At 60.2% G+C, this 16698-nt stretch carries 15 protein-coding genes; 6 read left to right on the forward strand and 9 right to left on the reverse strand.

The window, feature by feature from the left end:
- The first annotated feature begins 133 nt into the window (after positions 1-133).
- From QMX98_RS22930 to QMX98_RS22945, 4 genes are all read left to right on the forward strand, one after another.
- Complete coding sequence (locus QMX98_RS22930) at positions 134-943, forward strand: MetQ/NlpA family ABC transporter substrate-binding protein (protein WP_010464814.1); 810 nt, start codon at positions 134-136, stop codon at positions 941-943.
- Between the two features lie 2 nt (positions 944-945).
- Complete coding sequence (locus QMX98_RS22935) at positions 946-2067, forward strand: methionine ABC transporter ATP-binding protein (RefSeq protein ID WP_145309099.1); 1122 nt, start codon at positions 946-948, stop codon at positions 2065-2067.
- Positions 2057-2701, forward strand: a complete 645-nt coding sequence (locus tag QMX98_RS22940) for a methionine ABC transporter permease (RefSeq protein ID WP_083375293.1) — start codon at positions 2057-2059, stop codon at positions 2699-2701. Before QMX98_RS22935 ends, QMX98_RS22940 begins: the two co-directional genes overlap by 11 nt.
- Before the next feature lie 356 nt (positions 2702-3057).
- Positions 3058-3687, forward strand: a complete 630-nt coding sequence (locus tag QMX98_RS22945) for a class I SAM-dependent methyltransferase (protein WP_083375296.1) — start codon at positions 3058-3060, stop codon at positions 3685-3687.
- Positions 3688-3801: 114 nt separating this feature from the next.
- Here QMX98_RS22945 and QMX98_RS22950 read toward each other — a convergent pair whose 3' ends face one another.
- The 7 genes from QMX98_RS22950 to QMX98_RS22980 all read right to left on the reverse strand — a co-directional run bounded on the left by QMX98_RS22950 (position 3802) and on the right by QMX98_RS22980 (position 13674).
- Positions 3802-6855, reverse strand: a complete 3054-nt coding sequence (locus tag QMX98_RS22950; RefSeq protein WP_010464825.1) for an efflux RND transporter permease subunit — start codon at positions 6853-6855, stop codon at positions 3802-3804.
- Positions 6852-7919 (reverse strand): efflux RND transporter periplasmic adaptor subunit, encoded by a 1068-nt coding sequence (locus QMX98_RS22955; RefSeq protein WP_169857472.1) that lies wholly within the window; start codon positions 7917-7919, stop codon positions 6852-6854. The genes QMX98_RS22950 and QMX98_RS22955 overlap by 4 nt, the downstream gene beginning before the upstream one ends.
- On the reverse strand, positions 7916-9019 hold the full coding sequence (locus QMX98_RS22960; protein ID WP_083375297.1) for an efflux RND transporter periplasmic adaptor subunit: 1104 nt from the start codon (positions 9017-9019) through the stop codon (positions 7916-7918). Before QMX98_RS22960 ends, QMX98_RS22955 begins: the two co-directional genes overlap by 4 nt.
- Before the next feature lie 665 nt (positions 9020-9684).
- The gene (locus QMX98_RS22965; RefSeq protein WP_010464830.1) at positions 9685-10467 is read right to left on the reverse strand and encodes a MetQ/NlpA family ABC transporter substrate-binding protein; all 783 of its coding nucleotides are present in this window, start codon (positions 10465-10467) and stop codon (positions 9685-9687) included.
- A gap of 174 nt (positions 10468-10641) precedes the next feature.
- Entirely contained in the window at positions 10642-11574 is a 933-nt protein-coding gene (locus QMX98_RS22970) for a sigma 54-interacting transcriptional regulator (protein ID WP_282411422.1), read from the reverse strand.
- Positions 11575-11633: 59 nt separating this feature from the next.
- Positions 11634-12215 (reverse strand): alpha/beta hydrolase, encoded by a 582-nt coding sequence (locus QMX98_RS22975; protein WP_010464834.1) that lies wholly within the window; start codon positions 12213-12215, stop codon positions 11634-11636.
- Positions 12216-12600: 385 nt separating this feature from the next.
- Positions 12601-13674, reverse strand: coding sequence for a fatty acid desaturase (locus QMX98_RS22980; protein WP_282411423.1), 1074 nt, complete (start codon positions 13672-13674; stop codon positions 12601-12603).
- A 100-nt stretch (positions 13675-13774) separates the two neighbouring features.
- Here QMX98_RS22980 and QMX98_RS22985 point away from each other — a divergent pair, with 100 nt between their 5' ends.
- Positions 13775-14779 (forward strand): AraC family transcriptional regulator, encoded by a 1005-nt coding sequence (locus tag QMX98_RS22985; protein WP_010464838.1) that lies wholly within the window; start codon positions 13775-13777, stop codon positions 14777-14779.
- A 156-nt stretch (positions 14780-14935) separates the two neighbouring features.
- Here the strand turns inward: QMX98_RS22985 and QMX98_RS22990 are convergent, their stop codons facing one another.
- Both QMX98_RS22990 and QMX98_RS22995 read right to left on the reverse strand, forming a co-directional pair.
- On the reverse strand, positions 14936-15301 hold the full coding sequence (locus QMX98_RS22990; protein WP_077747480.1) for a response regulator: 366 nt from the start codon (positions 15299-15301) through the stop codon (positions 14936-14938).
- Positions 15302-15371: 70 nt separating this feature from the next.
- The gene (locus QMX98_RS22995) at positions 15372-16058 is read right to left on the reverse strand and encodes a Crp/Fnr family transcriptional regulator (RefSeq protein WP_077747479.1); all 687 of its coding nucleotides are present in this window, start codon (positions 16056-16058) and stop codon (positions 15372-15374) included.
- Positions 16059-16142: 84 nt separating this feature from the next.
- On the opposite strand from QMX98_RS22995, the gene QMX98_RS23000 reads away from it, so the two are divergent.
- On the forward strand, positions 16143-16661 hold the full coding sequence (locus QMX98_RS23000; protein WP_282411424.1) for an Mpo1-like protein: 519 nt from the start codon (positions 16143-16145) through the stop codon (positions 16659-16661).
- The last annotated feature ends 37 nt before the right edge of the window (positions 16662-16698 follow it).

Consider the following 16698-nt stretch of genomic DNA (forward strand, 5'->3'; position numbering starts at 1 on the left):
GGCAAGCCTCGCTCCTACAGGTATTGGTCGTTCACAAGTGTCCGGTACGGCGCTGAACCTGTAGGAGCGAGGCTTGCCCGCGAAGAGGCCCGCCCAAACACCCAAAATTTATGCACTGACTGGAAACCCCATCATGAAAAAGACCTGCCTCTCCCACCCAGTCAAAGCACTGGCCCTGGCCCTCGGCCTCTTCAGCTCTGTCACCTTCGCCGCCGACGCGCCGCTGAAAGTCGGCACCACCGCGGCCTTCGCCATCCCGCTGGAAGCCGCCGTCGAGGAAGCCAAAAAACAAGGCCTGCAAGTCGACCTCGTGGAGTTCAGCGACTGGATCGCCCCCAACGTCAGCCTCGCGGCCGGCGACATCGACGTGAACTATTTCCAGCACGTCCCGTTCCTGGAAAACGCCAAGGCTGCCGCCGGTTTTGACCTGGTGCCGTTTGCGCCGGGGATCATCAACAACGTCGGCCTCTACTCGAAGCAATACAAAAGCTTCGACGAACTGCCACAAGGCGCCAGCGTCGCCATTGCCAACGACCCGATCAACAGCGGTCGCGGCCTGCAACTGCTGGCCAAGGCCGGCCTGATTACCCTCAAGCCGGGTGTCGGCTACAAGGCCACCGAAGAAGACATCATCGCCAACCCGAAGAACATCAAAATCCTCCAGGTTGAAGCGGTACAGCTGGTGCGCGCCTATGACGATGCCGATCTGGTGCAGGGCTACCCGGCGTATATACGTCTGTCGAAGACTTTCGATGCCGGTTCGGCCTTGCTGTTCGACGGTCTCGATCACAAGGAATACGTGATCCAGTTCGTGATCCAGCCCAAGAGCAAAACCGATCCGCGCCTGATCAAGTTTGTCGATATCTACCAGCACTCGCCGGCTGTTCGTGCAGCCTTGGATAAAGCCCACGGCAAGCTCTATCAAGCCGGCTGGGAAAGCTGAGGATGACGGCCGCGATCCAACGGCGACTGGAGATTCCAGAGCCACATAAAGCCGAACAGACCGAACTGCACCCGGACCTGAACCGCGCTCATGTGCGCTTCATCGGCCTGGGCAAAACCTACACCGGTCAGCAGGGTCCAGTGGCGGCGTTGCACGGCATCGACCTGGCAATCCAGCGCAGTGAAGTGTTCGGCATCATCGGTCGCAGCGGCGCCGGCAAGTCGTCGCTGATCCGCACCATCAACCGTCTCGAACAACCGAGCAGCGGCCGGGTGCTGATCGATCAAGTGGACATCGGCGAGTTCGATGAAGACCGCCTGGTCGCGCTGCGCCGACGGATCGGCATGATCTTCCAGCACTTCAACCTGATGTCGGCCAAGACCGTTTGGCAGAACGTCGAATTGCCACTGAAAGTCGCTGGTGTACCCAAGGAAAAACGCGAACAGAAAGTCCGCGAACTGCTGGAGTTGGTCGGCCTGCAAGGCAAGCACAAGGCCTATCCGGCGCAGCTGTCCGGCGGACAGAAACAGCGTGTCGGCATCGCCCGCGCGTTGGTGCATGACCCGGAGATCCTGCTGTGTGACGAAGCCACATCGGCACTGGACCCGGAGACCACGCAATCGATCCTCGGCCTGCTGCGCGAGATCAATCAGCGGCTGGGTTTGACCATCGTACTGATCACCCACGAGATGGCGGTGATCCGCGATATCTGTGATCGGGTGGTGGTGCTGGAACACGGAAAAGTCGTCGAGCAAGGGCCGGTCTGGAAAGTCTTTGGCGACCCGCAGCATGAAGTCAGCAAGACCTTGCTCGCGCCGCTGCAACACGCGCTGCCGGAAGAACTGCAAAGCGGTTTGCGTCCACAACCTCAGTCCTCGGACGCGGCGGTTGTGTTGCGTCTGCGCTTCACCGGCAGCGCCACAGACGAACCGGATCTGGCAGCGCTGTTCAGCGCCCTCGGCGGTCGCGTGAGGTTGCTGCAAGGTGGCGTGGAACGCATTCAGGGCCACGCGCTGGGGCAATTGCTGCTGGCGGTGACGGGGTCGTCCTTGGGCGCCGAGCAACTGCGTCAGCGCGCCGGCCACTGGGCGCAACAGGTGGAGGTGCTCGGTTATGTGGTTTGATCGTTTGTTGCAAGGCTTCATCGACACGTTTCTGATGGTGGGCGTATCGTCGCTGATTGCGCTGCTGGCGGGGATTCCGCTGGCGGTCATCCTGGTCACCAGCACCCAAGGCGGCATTTACGAAGCACCGGCGCTGAACCGTGCACTGGGCGCCTTCGTGAACCTGTTCCGCTCGATTCCGTTTCTGATTCTGATGGTGGCGCTGATTCCGTTCACCCGGTTGATCGTCGGCACCACTTACGGGGTCTGGGCCGCCGTGGTACCGCTGACGATTGCGGCCACGCCGTTCTTTGCGCGCATAGCCGAAGTCAGTTTGCGCGAGGTGGATCACGGTTTGATCGAAGCGGCCCAAGCGATGGGTTGCCGGCGCTGGCACATCGTCTGGCATGTGCTGTTGCCCGAGGCGCTGCCGGGGATTGTCGGTGGCTTCACCATCACGTTGGTGACCATGATCAACTCGTCGGCCATGGCCGGGGCCATTGGTGCGGGGGGGTTGGGGGACATTGCGTATCGGTATGGGTATCAGCGGTTTGACAGCCAGATCATGCTGACGGTGATTGTGTTGCTGGTGGTGTTGGTGGCGATTATCCAGCTGGGTGGGGATCGCTTGGCTCGGGGGCTCAACAAGCGCTGAACACGGTCAAGGTTGTAGCGCTTTTGTGGCGAGGGAGCTTGCTCCCGCTCGATTGCGCAGCACTCGCAAGATCTTTAGACCGGGTTTATCTGACACACCTCATTGAATGGCTGGGGGCTGCTTCGCAGCCCAGCGGGAGCAAGCTCCCTCGCCACAAAAGTGTCCTCGACACGGGCAATTTCCCTCGCAACAGGGGGAACATTTCCCACAGGAAAATCAGTGTGCCTACAGGAGTACGCGTCTGTCGAAACAACTCGATCAACTGTAGGAGCGAGGCTTGCCCGCGAATGGCTGCGAAGCAGCCCCACGTCTGATGGCGTATATTCGGCAAATCCCCATTGCGTGCGCAGCCGACCATGAAGCAAACCCCCGACGACCTCCAGAAGATCACCGCCACCACCCTGGACCATTACAACTCGGTGGCCGAAGGTTTTCGCGAGGGGACTCGCGATCATGATGTCAGCCAGAACATCGATGCCCTGCTGCGGCATATTCAGGGCGAGGCGCCGTTCGACATTCTCGATTTCGGCTGTGGGCCGGGGCGGGATTTGCAGACGTTCACGCGCATGGGCCACAGGGCTGTCGGGCTCGATGGTTCAGAAAAGTTTGCGCAGATGGCGCGTGAGGACAGTGGATGCGAAGTATGGCAGCAGGACTTTCTGAAGCTGGACCTGCCGGATGAACGCTTCGACGGGATTTTTGCCAATGCGGTGTTGTTTCATATCCCGCGCCAGGAATTGCCTCGGGTGTTGAAGGAGTTGCGCAGGGCGTTGAAGCCAGGTGGCGTGTTGTTCAGTTCCAATCCTCGCGGCGAGAATCAGGAAGGGTGGAATGGGCCGCGTTATGGGGCTTATCACGATCTTGCGGCGTGGCAGCAATTACTGACTGAGGCGGGGTTTGTGGAGCTGGAGCATTACTACCGGCCGGCGGGGCTGCCGCGGGAGCAGCAGCCTTGGTTGGCGAGTGTGTGGCGCAAGCCGGTGTAGCCTGACAGGACGCCATCGCGAGCAGGCTCGCTCCTACAGTTGACCGAGTTGTCCAGACGGACGCGGTCCCCCTGTAGGAGCGAGCATGCTCGCGATGAGCGCGTAGCGCTCGCCTTACTGCACCTCTTTCTGCGGCTCGCGGATTTTGTACCAGGCGACATAAAGCGCTGGCAAAAACAGCAACGTCAGCAACGTCGCAATAATGATCCCGCCAATCATGGCGTAAGCCATCGGCCCCCAGAACACTTCCCGGGCAATCGGGATCATCCCCAGGCTGGCCGCCGCAGCGGTCAACAGAATCGGTCGGCGTCGATGCTCCGTGGCCTGCGCCACGGCATCCCAAGGCGAAACGCCCTCTTTCTCCAAGGCGTCGATCTGGGTCACCAGGATCACCGAGTTGCGGATGATGATGCCGATCAACGCCAGAATCCCCAGGATCGCCACAAAGCCCATTGGCGTGCCCGTCGGGATCAGCGCCAGCACCACGCCGATCAGCCCGAGCGGCGCGACACTCGCCACCAGGAACAGCTTCTGAACGCTGTGCAACTGGATCATGAGGAAGGTCGCCATCAGAAACAGCATCAGCGGCACCACCTTGGCTATCGGCCCCTGGGCCTTGCCGCTTTCCTCCACCGTGCCGCCCGTGGCGACCGAGTAACCCACCGGCAAACCAGCGGCGAATTTATCGATGGCGGGGTTGAGCTGTTTCACCAAGTCAGTCGGCTGAATCTCATCACGCACCGCCGCCTTGATGGTAATGGTCGGTTTACGGTCACGGCGCCAGACCAGCGGTTGCTCGAGTTCATAACGCACCGTGGCGAACGCCAGCAGCGGAATCGACGTGCCGCTCGGGGTCACGATCTGCAAGTTTTGCAGGGTTTCCGGCGTGCCACGTTCCGCGTCCACCGCGCGCCCCACGACGTTGATCAGGTAGATATCGTCATCGACCTGAGTCACCGGCGAACCAACCACAATGCTGTTCATCAGGTTGGCCACGTCTTCCGAAGAAAGCCCCAGTTGTCGCGCCTTGTCCTGGGCGATCTCGATGCGCAGGACTTTGCCCGGTTCGTTCCAGTCGTAAATGATCTCGCCGATGTGCGAGTTCTTGTCCAGCTCGGTGGCCAGGGCGATGGCGTGCTTGCGCACCTGATCGATGTCCTTGCCGCTGACCCGGTACTGAATCGGGCGACCCACCGGCGGGCCCATTTCCAGCGCCTGGACGTAGCTGCCGATGCCGACGAAATCCTTGCGCAGCCGTTCGCGCAAGCGCTGACTGAGGGCGTTGCGCGATTCCAGGCCTTTGCTGACGATCACCAGTTGCGCGTAGTACGGGTTCTGTAATTGCTGGTCGAGGGGCAGGTAGAAACGGATCGCTCCCTCGCCGATGTAAGTGCTCCAGCGCACGATGTCCGGGTCATCCTTGAGCGTCGCTTCGAGCTTGTCCACCGCCTTGCGGGTTTCGGCCATCGAGGCGTTTTGCGGCAGGTTGAGGTCGACGAGGATTTCCGGGCGGTCCGACGACGGGAAGAACTGGTTCTGCACAAACTGCATGGAAAACACCGAGGCCACGAACAGCGCAATGGTGATACCGATCGCCCACCAGCGATTGCGCATGGCCCAAAACATCCCGTAGTTGAATGCACGGCCGATGCGCCCGGGCTCGGCGTCATGGGGTTTCACCTTGGCGCTGAGAATGTGCACGCCGATCACCGGGGCAAACAACACAGCGACAATCCACGACACCAGCATCGCCACCGCAATAACGGCAAACAGGGTGAAGGTGTACTCGCCCGCCGAGCTGGCGTTCAACCCGATGGGCACGAACCCGGCGACGGTCACCAATGTGCCGGTGAGCATGGGGAACGCCGTGGAGGTGTAGGCAAACGTCGCCGCCTGCTCCTTGGTCTCGCCCATTTCCAGGCGGGTAACCATCATTTCGACCGTGATCATTGCGTCGTCCACCAGCAGGCCGAGGGCGATGATCAATGCGCCGAGGGAAATCCGCTGCATGGTGATGCCGCTGTATTCCATGAAGATGAACACCATGGCCAGCACCAGCGGGATCGAGCACGCCACCACCAGCCCGGCGCGCACACCGAGGCTGACGAAGCTGACGATCAGCACGATCACCACCGCTTCGAACAAGGCACTGGTGAAGCCTCCGACGGCTTTTTCCACCACTTCGGCCTGATCGGACACAGTGTGTACACCAACGCCCACCGGCAAGTCTGCGGTCAGGTCGGTCATGCGCTGGTGCAACGCCTTGCCGAACTCCTGGATGTTGCCGCCCTTCTTCATGGCGATGGCAAGGCCGATGGCCGGGTGGCCGTTGAAACGGAACTCCGGGGTCGCCGGGTCAACGTAGCCACGGCTGATGTCGGCAATGTCGGCCAGGCGGTAGAAGCGGTCATTGAGCCGCAGGTTGACGTTGGCCAGGTCTTTCTCGGAAGCGAACTGCCCCGAGGTGCGCACCGAGATGCGCTCCGGACCGGACTCGATCACACCGGCCGGGGTCACCGAGTTCTGGGTTTGCAGGCTTTGCACCACCTGGCGTTGATCGATCCCCAGCGCCGCCAATTTACGGGTGGAGAAATTCAGGTAGAGGACTTCGTCCTGCTCACCGACCATCTCGACCTTGCCCAGCCCCGGCACTTCACGAATTTCAGCGCGAACCTGTTCCACGTAATCGCGCAACTGGCGCATCGACAAGCCGTCGGCGGTAAAGGCGTAGACCGAACCGAACACATCACCGAATTCGTCGTTAAATCCCGGCCCTTGCAGGCCTTGGGGGAAGTCACCGCGAATGTCGTTGATCTTCTTGCGCACCTGGTACCAGATTTCCGGGATGTCCTTGGCACTGGTGGTGTCGCGCAGGTTGACGAACACCGTTGACTCGCCGGGCCGGGTATAGCTTTTCACGTAATCGAGGGAGTCGAGCTCTTCGAGTTTTTTCTCGATGCGATCCGTGACCTGCTTGAGGGTTTCTTCCTGGGTCGCGCCCGGCCAGCGGGTCTGGATGACCATGGTTTTGATGGTGAACGACGGGTCTTCCTCGCGCCCCAGGTTCATGTACGAGAACACGCCCATCAGCAGCGCGACGAACATCAAATACCAGACAAACGACTGATGCTTGAGAGCCCATTCGGATAAGTTGAAACTCCCTTTCATTGGGGGCTGTCCTCGTCGATTTTCACTTTCTGTCCGGGTTTCAGGCTGTTCACACCCGCGCTGACCACCCGCTCACCCGACTTCACACCGTTGGCCAGGACCATGGTCGAATCGGTGCGGCTGAGAAGGTTGACGTCCCGTGGGGCAACGGTCTGGGTCTGCGTATCGACGACCCAGATGCGCGATTGCCCACCGACCTCCTGTAGCGCACTCAAGGGCAGTTCGATGCGGGGTTTGATCGCGGAGCTGAGGGTGACGCTGATCGCGGTGCCCAGGCGAAAACCGGGCGGTGTATCTGTCAGGGTCAGGCGGGCTCGACGGGTACGGGTCGCACTCTGGGCCTGGGGCTCGATTTCACGAACAGTGGCCGTCGTGGTGATACTCGGGTCCAGTTGCGCCGCGACTTGAAAGACGACGTCGCTCGGAAGTTGGTCGACCAGGGTGTCCGGCAGGTCGATCACCGCTTCCTTGATGTCCGGCTGCGCCAGGGTCACCACTTGCTGGCCGGCGGTGACGACTTGCCCGGCTTCGGCATTCCACGCGGTGACGATGGCTTTGTGGTCCGAGCGCAATTCGACATAGTTGAGCTGGTCCTTGGCCTGATCGACCGCCGCCTTCGCTTGATCGAGAGAGGCCTGGGTGGTCTTCAGGTCGGTCTGCGCGACATCGAGTTGCGCCTGGGCGCCGACGCCGCGATCGAACAATTCCTGCTGCCGCCGGGCGCTGGCCTGGGCGTTGATGTATTGCGCCTGGACGCTGGCCAGATCGCCCTGGGCGGAACGCAGCTGATTCTGCTGATCGGTAGGGTCCAGGGTGGCGAGCAGCGCGCCCTTTTCCACTTCGGCACCGACATCGACGTTACGGCTGGCGATGCGCCCCGGCACGCGGAACCCGACATTGCTTTCATAGCGGGCCTGGATGCTGCCGGCAAAGCGGCCGAGATGTTCCTCGTCCAGCGATTCGACCTTGACCGACAGCACCGGACGTATCGGCTCCGGCGGCGGTTCCTCTTTCGAGCAAGCCGCCAGCATCATCGCCGTGCACACCAGTAACAGACGCTTCATGGCTGAGCTTCCACAGCAAGATCCTTGTAGGTGTTTTCGGCGATTTCAACTTTCACGCCGGGGTGCAGCAACTGACCGCCCGCGATGACGACTTTTTCGCCGCTCTGCAGGCCGGCGCTGATGATCACTTTGCCGGTCAGGTAACGACCGACCGTAACATTGTGCAGTTGCGCCTTGCCCTCGCCATCCACCAGCCATACCGCCGGATCGCTGAGGTTTTTGGTCAGGGCCGACCACGGCAATTCCACGGCGGACTTGCCCGGCGTCTTGGCCGTAGCGCTTACCACCGAGCCCAGTTGCATGCCCTCGGGCAGGCTGTCGAGGGTGACTTTGACTTGCACGGTGCCGGTCTGCGCGGACACCGCCGGAGTGATCTCCCGCACGGTGCCAGTGGTTTTGATCGACGGGTTGTCGAGCAGGCTGACCACGATGGTTTTATCCTCCGGCGCCTCGGCCAGCAGCGATTCGTAAACGTTGAACACCGCGTCACGCTCACCATCGCGCGCCAGGCTGAAAATCGGCACCGTCGCCTGCACCACCTGACCGACCTCGGCCTGACGCGCCGTTATCACGCCTGGCGCCTCGGCAATCAGCGCGGTGTAGCCGAGTTGTTCGCGAGCATTGGCAAGCTGCGCCTGAGCAGCGGTCAGCGCGCTCTGACTGCTGCGCAAGGCGGCTTGCGCGGAATCGTATTCGCTTTGGCTGGTGTAGCCCTTGGGCAGGAGTTTTTGCTGGCGGACAAACGCGGCGGCGGTCTGCTTGACCCGGGCCTGCTCGGCGGTGACTTGGGCCTGGGCCGAATTGACGCTGGTCTGCAGGTCTTTGGGATCGAGTCTGGCCAGCACTTGTTTGGCCGACACTCGGTCACCGACATCGACCATGCGCTGAATGATCTTGCCGCCCACGCGGAACGACAACTCAGTCTGGACCCGGGCCTGAACATCGCCGGTGAGCGTCACCGACGCGGCGTAATCCAAGGGTTTGACCTCCTGGACGAAGACCCGTGGACGGTCCTTCTCGACCGGTTTTTTATCGCCACACGCGGTCAGTAGTGCAAGGAGGCTCAGACCAACCGCTATTTTCAATCCGGGACCAGCCATGCAGACTCCTTTGCGTTGTACGGACGTGCCAATGGCGATACGACTGTGAGCTTAGAACAGGGTTCCATGGGTGCACCTGACGCCCTCAAATAAAGCCATCAAGTCACAAATCTTGTAGCACCTGGCGGAGCCCACTGAGAGCCAGTCGTGTTGGCCAGCTTGACGTCGACCTTGTCGCATCACGCAAAAAACTATCCCGCGGATTTGTCGCGGCGAAAGAAGACGACTATTTTCCTTGCAGCTGTAGGAGGGATCTTTTTTTCAAAAAGCCCCTCCAAGGACGCACAGCTTTTGGCCAGACTCCCTGGCTGAACCCTCACAAGGAAGAGAAAAATGGCTGAGATGAAAGTGCCACAGCGGTTGGATCCGCAGGAAATCGTGAAGTTATTGGTGGCGTTGCGCCGGGCGCTGGAGGCCAGGGTAGCCTGAATGCGCGGGCGCTTTTGTGGCGAGGGAGCTTGTCGGACCGCCGCACCGTCCCGCTCGACTGCGCAGCAGTCGCAAAATCAGTCGAAACGGTGTGCCTGAAGAAGCGCATGTGCAGGATTTAGGGTCGCAACCCAGCGGGAGCAAGCTCCCTCGCCACAGGTTTCTCGCAGGCAAAAAAACGCCGACGCTTTACCAGCCGTCGGCGTTCGAAACCTTGAAGGGGTTTACCTCGCGAATCAGAACGCCGGCAGTACCGCGCCGCTGTACTTCTTCTCGATGAATGCTTTCACTTCCGGGCTGGTCAGGGCTTTGGCCAGTTTCTGGATGGCAACGCTGTCCTTGTTGTCCGGACGAGCCACCAGGAAGTTCACGTAAGGCGAATCGGCACCTTCAATCACCAGCGCATCTTTAGCCGGGTTCAGACCTGCTTCCAGCGCGTAGTTGGTGTTGATCATGTCCAGATCGACCTGATCCAGCACACGCGGCAGCATGGCCGATTCCAGTTCCTTGAACTTGAAGTTGTGCGGGTTCTTGGCGATGTCTTTCGGCGTAGCCAGAGCGTTTTTCGGGTCTTTCAACTCGATCAGGCCAGCCTTCTGCAGCAGGATCAGGGCACGGCCGCTGTTGCTGCCTTCGTTCGGGATGGCGATGGTCGCGCCGTCTTTCAGCTCAGCCAGGGTTTTGACTTTCTTCGAGTAGCCACCGAATGGTTCGACGTGCACGCCGATCACGGTTACCAGATTAGTGCCTTTGCCTTCGTTGAAGCTTTTCAGGTACGGCAGGGTCTGGAAGTAGTTGGCGTCCAGACGCTTCTGATCGACCTGTACGTTCGGCTGAACGTAGTCGGTGAACACTTTGATTTCCAGGTCCACGCCTTCTTTGGCGAGGGTTGGCTTGATCAGTTCCAGAATCTCGGCGTGTGGAACCGGGGTCGCCGCCACCACCAGTTTCTCGCCAGCCTGGGCCAGGCCCGCAGTCAGGGCAGCCGCCAGTGCGGTGAACAACAGAACCTTTTTCATGCAGTGTCCTTATCGAAAATCACGGTCGTCAGCGACGACGGCTAAATAGTACGTGTGCCAGTGAAGTGCTATCGCTGGCGTGAAGCGGACAATACCGGGATTTTTTATTCCCGAACAATATCTTTTATTCACTCTCATATTCCATTTTGTTCATACAGCTCTAACCCACACGGGTTACAGCATTCGGCTAAAGCTTTCGAGCAGATCCTTTAGCGCCGAACGCTCGCCAGCCGTGCCGTTTTTGCTCACCTGCGCGATCTGCTGCTCAATCTGCACCAACGACACAGGCACTTCAGGCAGATTCAAATGCTCCGGCAAAATCTCGTCGCCGGTACTGACCAGCAGCGCAAAGTGAATGACATTCTCCAGCTCCCGGGTATTGCCCGGCCAACTGTGCCGCTCCAGCACCAACTGCGCGGCCTCACTGATCAGCGGCACCGGCAGGTCGAGGCGCTGGCTGTAGATGCCGAGGAAATATTCTGACAGCGACAAAATATCCCCGACCCTGTCACGCAATGCCGGCAGTTCGAGTTGACCTTCGCTGAGGTAGTGATAAAGCCGCTCATGGAATTTCCCGGCCGCCACCGCCTGGGCCAGATCGATACTGGTGGCCGCCACCAGGCGCACGTCCACCGGGCTCGGTTGCTGAGCGCCAACGCGGGTGACTTCGTGGTTTTCCAGGGCGGCGAGCAATTTGATCTGAATCGGCAGCGGCAAGTCGCCGATCTCATCCAGGTAGAGCGTGCCGCCATTGGCCGAACCGAACCACCCCGCGCGGCTGCTGGCCGATCCGCTGTAACTGCCGGCGGCATAGCCGAACAGTTCGGCGTCAGCATAGGTCGGGCTGATGGCGCCGCAGTTGACCGAGACGAATAACCCGCTGCGATCACTGGCACGATGGATGTGCCGCGCAAGCAATTCCTTGCCGCTGCCGGTTTCACCACGGATCAACACCGAGATCGAGCGCGGCGCCAGTTGTTCCAGCTCCAGGCGCAACTGCCGGGAACGTGGATCGACAAACACCAGCGCCTTGGCGCGAATACTCAGGGGACTTTTTTCTGCGTCGGGAAAGGTCAGCAGTGGCTGACCGAAGGCTTCGAAACTCATGGCAGACTCCCGCCCTAAACCGCCGGGAGACGGGTTGGCGTTCTAAAAAAGAAAAAGGTTCAAGCACGTCGCAGGGCGTGGTGTTCCATTCGATTTTGCAGGCGGTAGAGATAGGCAAATCCCTGCTCCCAGCGCTGGTGACCGGACTTCACGTTGATGTGTCCGGCACCCGGCAGAATCCCCGCCTCGGCGCCCCAGTTGCGAGCCAGCTCCAGGGCTCGCGGCGCACTCACGGCGCTGTCGTTGTCGGAGCTGACGACCTGGCTCGGGAAGGGCAAAAGGGTTGTGGGAATCGGTGCGAAGTTGCGCAAGGCCGGAGCACATGCCGGACGTTCAACGTCCGCCGGCGCGACCAGCAAGGCACCGCGAACCTGTCGCAAAAAATGCAGCGATGCCGTGGCCGCCCAATGGGCGACCGTAATGCAACCCAGACTGTGCGCAATCAAGATCACCGGCGTGCTGTCGGCAGCAATCGCTTCTGCCAGCGCGGCAACCCAGTCTTCACGACGCGGCGTCAGCCAGTCGGCCTGCTCCACCCGAGCGCTATTGGGCAGGCTGTTCTGCCAGTGACTTTGCCAATGATCTTCCGGCGATCCTTGCCAGCCCGGCACAATCAGGTAGCGAATTGATTCGTTGCGCATGGGGGAGCTCTCCAGCTGCGTGTCTGTTCCCGGTCGAGTATAGGGAGGAGAGCTATATTCGTTAAGGAATAAGAAGCTATTTATTAAGACCTATAAGGAATATGCGGTGGTTTTGAAAAGACAAAAAAAAGGGACCGCACCCTGCCAAGGAGACGGCCCCGGAAACTCAAAATCTGCCAGCGCTAATCAACATCACTGGATGCGATGATTAACTTAAATACTTATCCAATAAAGGAATATTTAATTACTTTATTAGATCCGAAACGCATAAGTGGATCGCGATACAGCAACTACCAAGTCATCCTGTTTGGGTCATAACGTACCGACCCTTTGGGTCAGATTGATGACGGGCGCCTTTGCCGTGTTGAGTTTCCGATAACATCGATCAAGCCTGAGCGGCACGCACCTCCTGCGCCTCTGCTGTTTCCTCGCGTACAAACCGGTTCGCCCGCCCAAACGTCCCGAAATCATTGAACCGCACGCCCATCTCGCGCATCACCTTGTGCGCTACCGGCACGGTCATCTGGCGGATGTAAAACGGTTCCTTCACCACGAAGTGATGAATCCCGTGGCTGCTGCCGAAGTTGAAGCAGAACGCTTGCATCGGCCACATCCACCAAGGGTTCAGCACCTGGGTTTGCTGAATCACATTCCCCGGCTCCACATCCCCGTAGTAATGCATGTTGGAGCTGACAAAATGCAGGCAAAACGTGCGCAACACGTTCGGGCCGATGAGCACCACCGCCGCGATGTCGATGACCGTCATCACCGACAGCGTGGTCGCCGACCATTCGATGGGTGACCCCATCAGGTAGGCAATGCCATTCGCCGCATGGAAACCGAGGAACATGTACCAGGCGCCCCAATGCACCAGCGCCAGCGGCGCGTAGACCTTCAACGTGCGTTTGATGATGCTGAATTTATGCGCCCAGGTCTTGGCGCGCAGCATGCGAATGAACGCCGACATCACGTTGTCGCCAACCATCAACAACCGCGCAAATCCCCAAGGCTCGCCGTTGGTGATCGCGCGCTCTTCCATGTCGGCTTCCGTACCGGACACCTTGTGGTGATTGAGGTGCAGATGCCGGCGAATCCATGGGTTGATCGTGCTCGGGCGAGCCAGCCAGACCAGGCCCATCATCAGGTTGTGCGGCACCCGTTGTTTGCGGAAGTACATGCTATGAATCAGGTCGTGTTCCAGCTCGTGAGTCAGCGAGGCGAAAAACGCGTTGAGCAACAGGCACGCCCACCAGGCCAGGTGCCCGGTCAGGTAGAGCGCCGCTGAACCGATCATTCCGGCCAGCGCGAAGGCCAGAATGCCCGCGCCCAAGGCGTCCTGATGGTTGAGAATCGGGTAGCGTTTGCGCAGTTTGACCCCTCTGGCCAGCACCACTTCGCGAATATGCGCTGATCGTTGGGCTGCATTCAGTCGCTGGGGACTTGCAGAAGTACCGTCCATGCTTCCATCCTCTGGTTATTGATGTTCGCATCCTGCCTTGTGAACCCTCACACCGTGGTAGCCGTGAACGCCAACCTGTTGACCGGAAGCGCCAATCAGCATGACTGAACCGACCTCCCTCGCCAGCTGGACCCGCGCCCTGCGCAAGCAACTCGATGCGCTGGGCCTCGACAGCACCGCTTTGTGCCAGCAGGCGGGGCTCGACCCGCAATTGATGGACGACCCGAACGCCCGTTACCCGTTGTCGGGCACCACGCGCCTGTGGGAAATCGCGGTGCAGGTCAGCGGCGACCCGGCGATCGGTCTGCGGGTGTCGCGTTTTGTCAGCCCGACCACGTTCCATGCGCTCGGTTATGCGCTGGTGGCCAGCGGCAGTCTGCGCGAAGTGTTCGAGCGCATCGTGCGTTATCACCAGGTGGTCAGCGATGCGCTGGAACTGGAACTGACCCGCGCTGAAGATCGCTACCGCTTCCGTCTGAAAATTCCGCAAGGCAATCCCGCACCGGCGCTGGAGGCCATCGACGCGTTTGCCGCGATTTACGTGCGCACCTGCCGCAATCGCCTGGGCCGCGAATATGCCCCGCTGGCGGTGTATCTGCGCCGCCCGGAACCGGCCGACCCGCATCAATGGCACAAAGTCTTTCGTTCGCCGGTGCACTTCGCCGCCGACGAGGACCGACTGGAATTTGCCCTCGTGGACTTCGACAGTCACTTGGACGATGCCAACCCGGAACTGGCCGAACACAACGAAGCGGTGCTCAAGCGTACTTTGGCGCAACTCAAGCCGCTGACATGGGAGCGCAAGGTCCGCGATGCCATTGAAGAACAATTGCCCGAAGGCGAACCGAGCGCCGAACACATCGCCAAGGCCCTGCACCTGAGCTTGCGCAGCCTGCAACGGCATCTCGCGGACGAAGGTTGTCGATTCGACGCGCTGCTCAATGAAAGCCGCGAAAACCTGGCGCTGCTGCACCTGCGTGACCCGCAATGCTCGTTGAGTGAAGTCAGCTATATGCTGGGGTTCGCCGATACCAGCAGCTTCAGCCGCGCGTTCAAGCGCTGGACCGGGATGACACCGGGGCAGTTTCGGGATGGGTTGCGGTGAAACATCGGAAAGATGGTTTGCCAGAACCGGCCTCTTCGCGGGCAAGCCTCGCTCCTACAGTGGTTCCATATGGACCACAATATCGCGGCAAATCGAAAAACCTGTAGGAGCAAGTCTTGCCCGCGAAGGGGCCAGGCCAGACACCGCAGTAACGCCCTAACGCCCCCGATCCCGCCGCAACAACTTGCGCACCCGCGTCACCAGTTCGCTCACGGCAAACGGCTTGAGCAGGTAATCATCTTCATGCAGCTCCAACCCACGCAGGCGATCTTCGATGCCGTCCTTGGTGGTCAGCAACAGCACCGGCGTGTCGCCGAGCTTGCGGATCTGTTGCAGCAACTGCCAGCCGTTGAGCCCCGGCAGCATCACGTCGAGGATGATCAGATCGTATTCGCCGGACTCGATAAAGCGACGCCCGTCCATACCGTTGAGCGCCACATCGACTGAATAACTCGCCTCGTTCAGGCCGTTGGCCAGGCGTTTGGCGATCTCCGATTCGTCTTCTACTAGCAGCACACGCATGGCACACCTCGATTGTCGTCATCACAGGCTAGGCGCGTTCGCGGGCAAAGCCCATCAAAAACGCTGAGTTTCAGAAAATCGCCAATGCCCGCAAGCCCTCGGCGTTGAGGATTTCGATCTCGCCATACTTCAAATTCAGAATACCCTGCCCCTGCAAGTCCTTGAGGATCTGGTTGGTGGTCTGGCGCGACAGCGACAGCATTGACGCCAGTTGCTCCTGCGGCAGTTGCAGCACTCGGCGCGGCGGATCGTATTCGCCGTAGCCCTCGGCGATCATCAGCAGGCGGTGAGCCAGGCGTGCCGGGGCGGGCATAAGGCTCAGCTGTTCGAGGTTGATGAAGGTCAGGCGCAGTTTGTGGCTCATCAGCAATGCTAGCTGCCGCCAATACACCGGTTGTTCGTCGAGCAACGCCAGCAATGCCGCCTGCGGGATGTGCAACAGGGTGCACTGGCCAACCCCGAACGCATCGTGGGTGCGTGGCTGGCCGTCGAACAGGCAGATTTCGCCGAACCAATGGGGCGATTCCACCAGGCTCAACAGCGCTTCCTTGCCCTGCTCGCTGACCGCGCCGATGCGTACCGCGCCTTCGATCACCGCATACAACCCGCACGGCGGGTCACCGCGTTTGAACAACAGCTGCCCGGTCGACAACCGTCGCACCCGGGCCGCAGCCAGCAGACTATCCTGTAAGGGAACCGGTAAATGACTGAACCACTGCCCCGACTCCAGGCGCGAACGCCAAACCTGCATGCTCATGAAAACTCCTGGAGATTGTCGCCTGCCTGACAGAGCGAAAGGTGAACCCGAGGCATGATCAATCACCCTACAGGAGGAATAACAATGAAAAGCCTCGTTGACCATCTCAGTCAATACGCCGCTTACCACCGTGACCCGCGCAATATCGCCAGCCACTTTATCGGGATTCCGCTGATTGTGGTGGCGGTGGCGGTGCTGCTGTCGCGGCCGCAATGGGTCGGGGGCTGGGTGTCGCCGGCGGTGCTGCTGGCACTGGCCTCGGCATGGTTTTACCTGCGCCTGGAGGTACGCCTCGGGGTGTTGATGACGGTGCTGCTGGGGCTGTGCATCTGGGCGGGTCAGGTTCTCGCGCAGCAAAGTACGCTGGTGTGGCTCTCGAGCGGGATCGGGATGTTTGTGGTGGGCTGGGCGATTCAGTTTGTCGGTCATCACTATGAAGGACGCAAACCGGCGTTTGTCGATGATGTGACGGGGTTGATTGTCGGGCCACTGTTTGTGGTGGTTGAACTGGCGTTTTTGCTAGGGATGCGGCGGGATTTGAAAGAGCAGATCGAGGCGCGGGTGGGTGGGGTGCGGGTCAATCCGAAGCGCGCTGCTGCGTAGATTGCTTTCGCGGGCAAGCCTCGCTTCTACAGGGGAT

Origin of the sequence: Pseudomonas sp. PS02303 (assembly GCF_029959925.1) — a bacterium.
GTDB classification, from domain to species: domain Bacteria; phylum Pseudomonadota; class Gammaproteobacteria; order Pseudomonadales; family Pseudomonadaceae; genus Aquipseudomonas; species Aquipseudomonas mandelii.

What these genes read in the sequence shown, in the direction of transcription:
- QMX98_RS22930 (WP_010464814.1), top strand. Translation starts at nt 134, where the DNA reads ATGAAAAAGACCTGCCTCTCCCACCCAGTCAAAGCACTGGCCCTGGCC.
- QMX98_RS22935 (WP_145309099.1), top strand. Translation starts at nt 946, where the DNA reads ATGACGGCCGCGATCCAACGGCGACTGGAGATTCCAGAGCCACATAAA.
- QMX98_RS22940 (WP_083375293.1), top strand. Translation starts at nt 2,057, where the DNA reads ATGTGGTTTGATCGTTTGTTGCAAGGCTTCATCGACACGTTTCTGATG.
- QMX98_RS22945 (WP_083375296.1), top strand. Translation starts at nt 3,058, where the DNA reads ATGAAGCAAACCCCCGACGACCTCCAGAAGATCACCGCCACCACCCTG.
- QMX98_RS22950 (WP_010464825.1), bottom strand. Translation starts at nt 6,855, where the DNA reads ATGAAAGGGAGTTTCAACTTATCCGAATGGGCTCTCAAGCATCAGTCG.
- QMX98_RS22955 (WP_169857472.1), bottom strand. Translation starts at nt 7,919, where the DNA reads ATGAAGCGTCTGTTACTGGTGTGCACGGCGATGATGCTGGCGGCTTGC.
- QMX98_RS22960 (WP_083375297.1), bottom strand. Translation starts at nt 9,019, where the DNA reads ATGGCTGGTCCCGGATTGAAAATAGCGGTTGGTCTGAGCCTCCTTGCA.
- QMX98_RS22965 (WP_010464830.1), bottom strand. Translation starts at nt 10,467, where the DNA reads ATGAAAAAGGTTCTGTTGTTCACCGCACTGGCGGCTGCCCTGACTGCG.
- QMX98_RS22970 (WP_282411422.1), bottom strand. Translation starts at nt 11,574, where the DNA reads ATGAGTTTCGAAGCCTTCGGTCAGCCACTGCTGACCTTTCCCGACGCA.
- QMX98_RS22975 (WP_010464834.1), bottom strand. Translation starts at nt 12,215, where the DNA reads ATGCGCAACGAATCAATTCGCTACCTGATTGTGCCGGGCTGGCAAGGA.
- QMX98_RS22980 (WP_282411423.1), bottom strand. Translation starts at nt 13,674, where the DNA reads ATGGACGGTACTTCTGCAAGTCCCCAGCGACTGAATGCAGCCCAACGA.
- QMX98_RS22985 (WP_010464838.1), top strand. Translation starts at nt 13,775, where the DNA reads ATGACTGAACCGACCTCCCTCGCCAGCTGGACCCGCGCCCTGCGCAAG.
- QMX98_RS22990 (WP_077747480.1), bottom strand. Translation starts at nt 15,301, where the DNA reads ATGCGTGTGCTGCTAGTAGAAGACGAATCGGAGATCGCCAAACGCCTG.
- QMX98_RS22995 (WP_077747479.1), bottom strand. Translation starts at nt 16,058, where the DNA reads ATGAGCATGCAGGTTTGGCGTTCGCGCCTGGAGTCGGGGCAGTGGTTC.
- QMX98_RS23000 (WP_282411424.1), top strand. Translation starts at nt 16,143, where the DNA reads ATGAAAAGCCTCGTTGACCATCTCAGTCAATACGCCGCTTACCACCGT.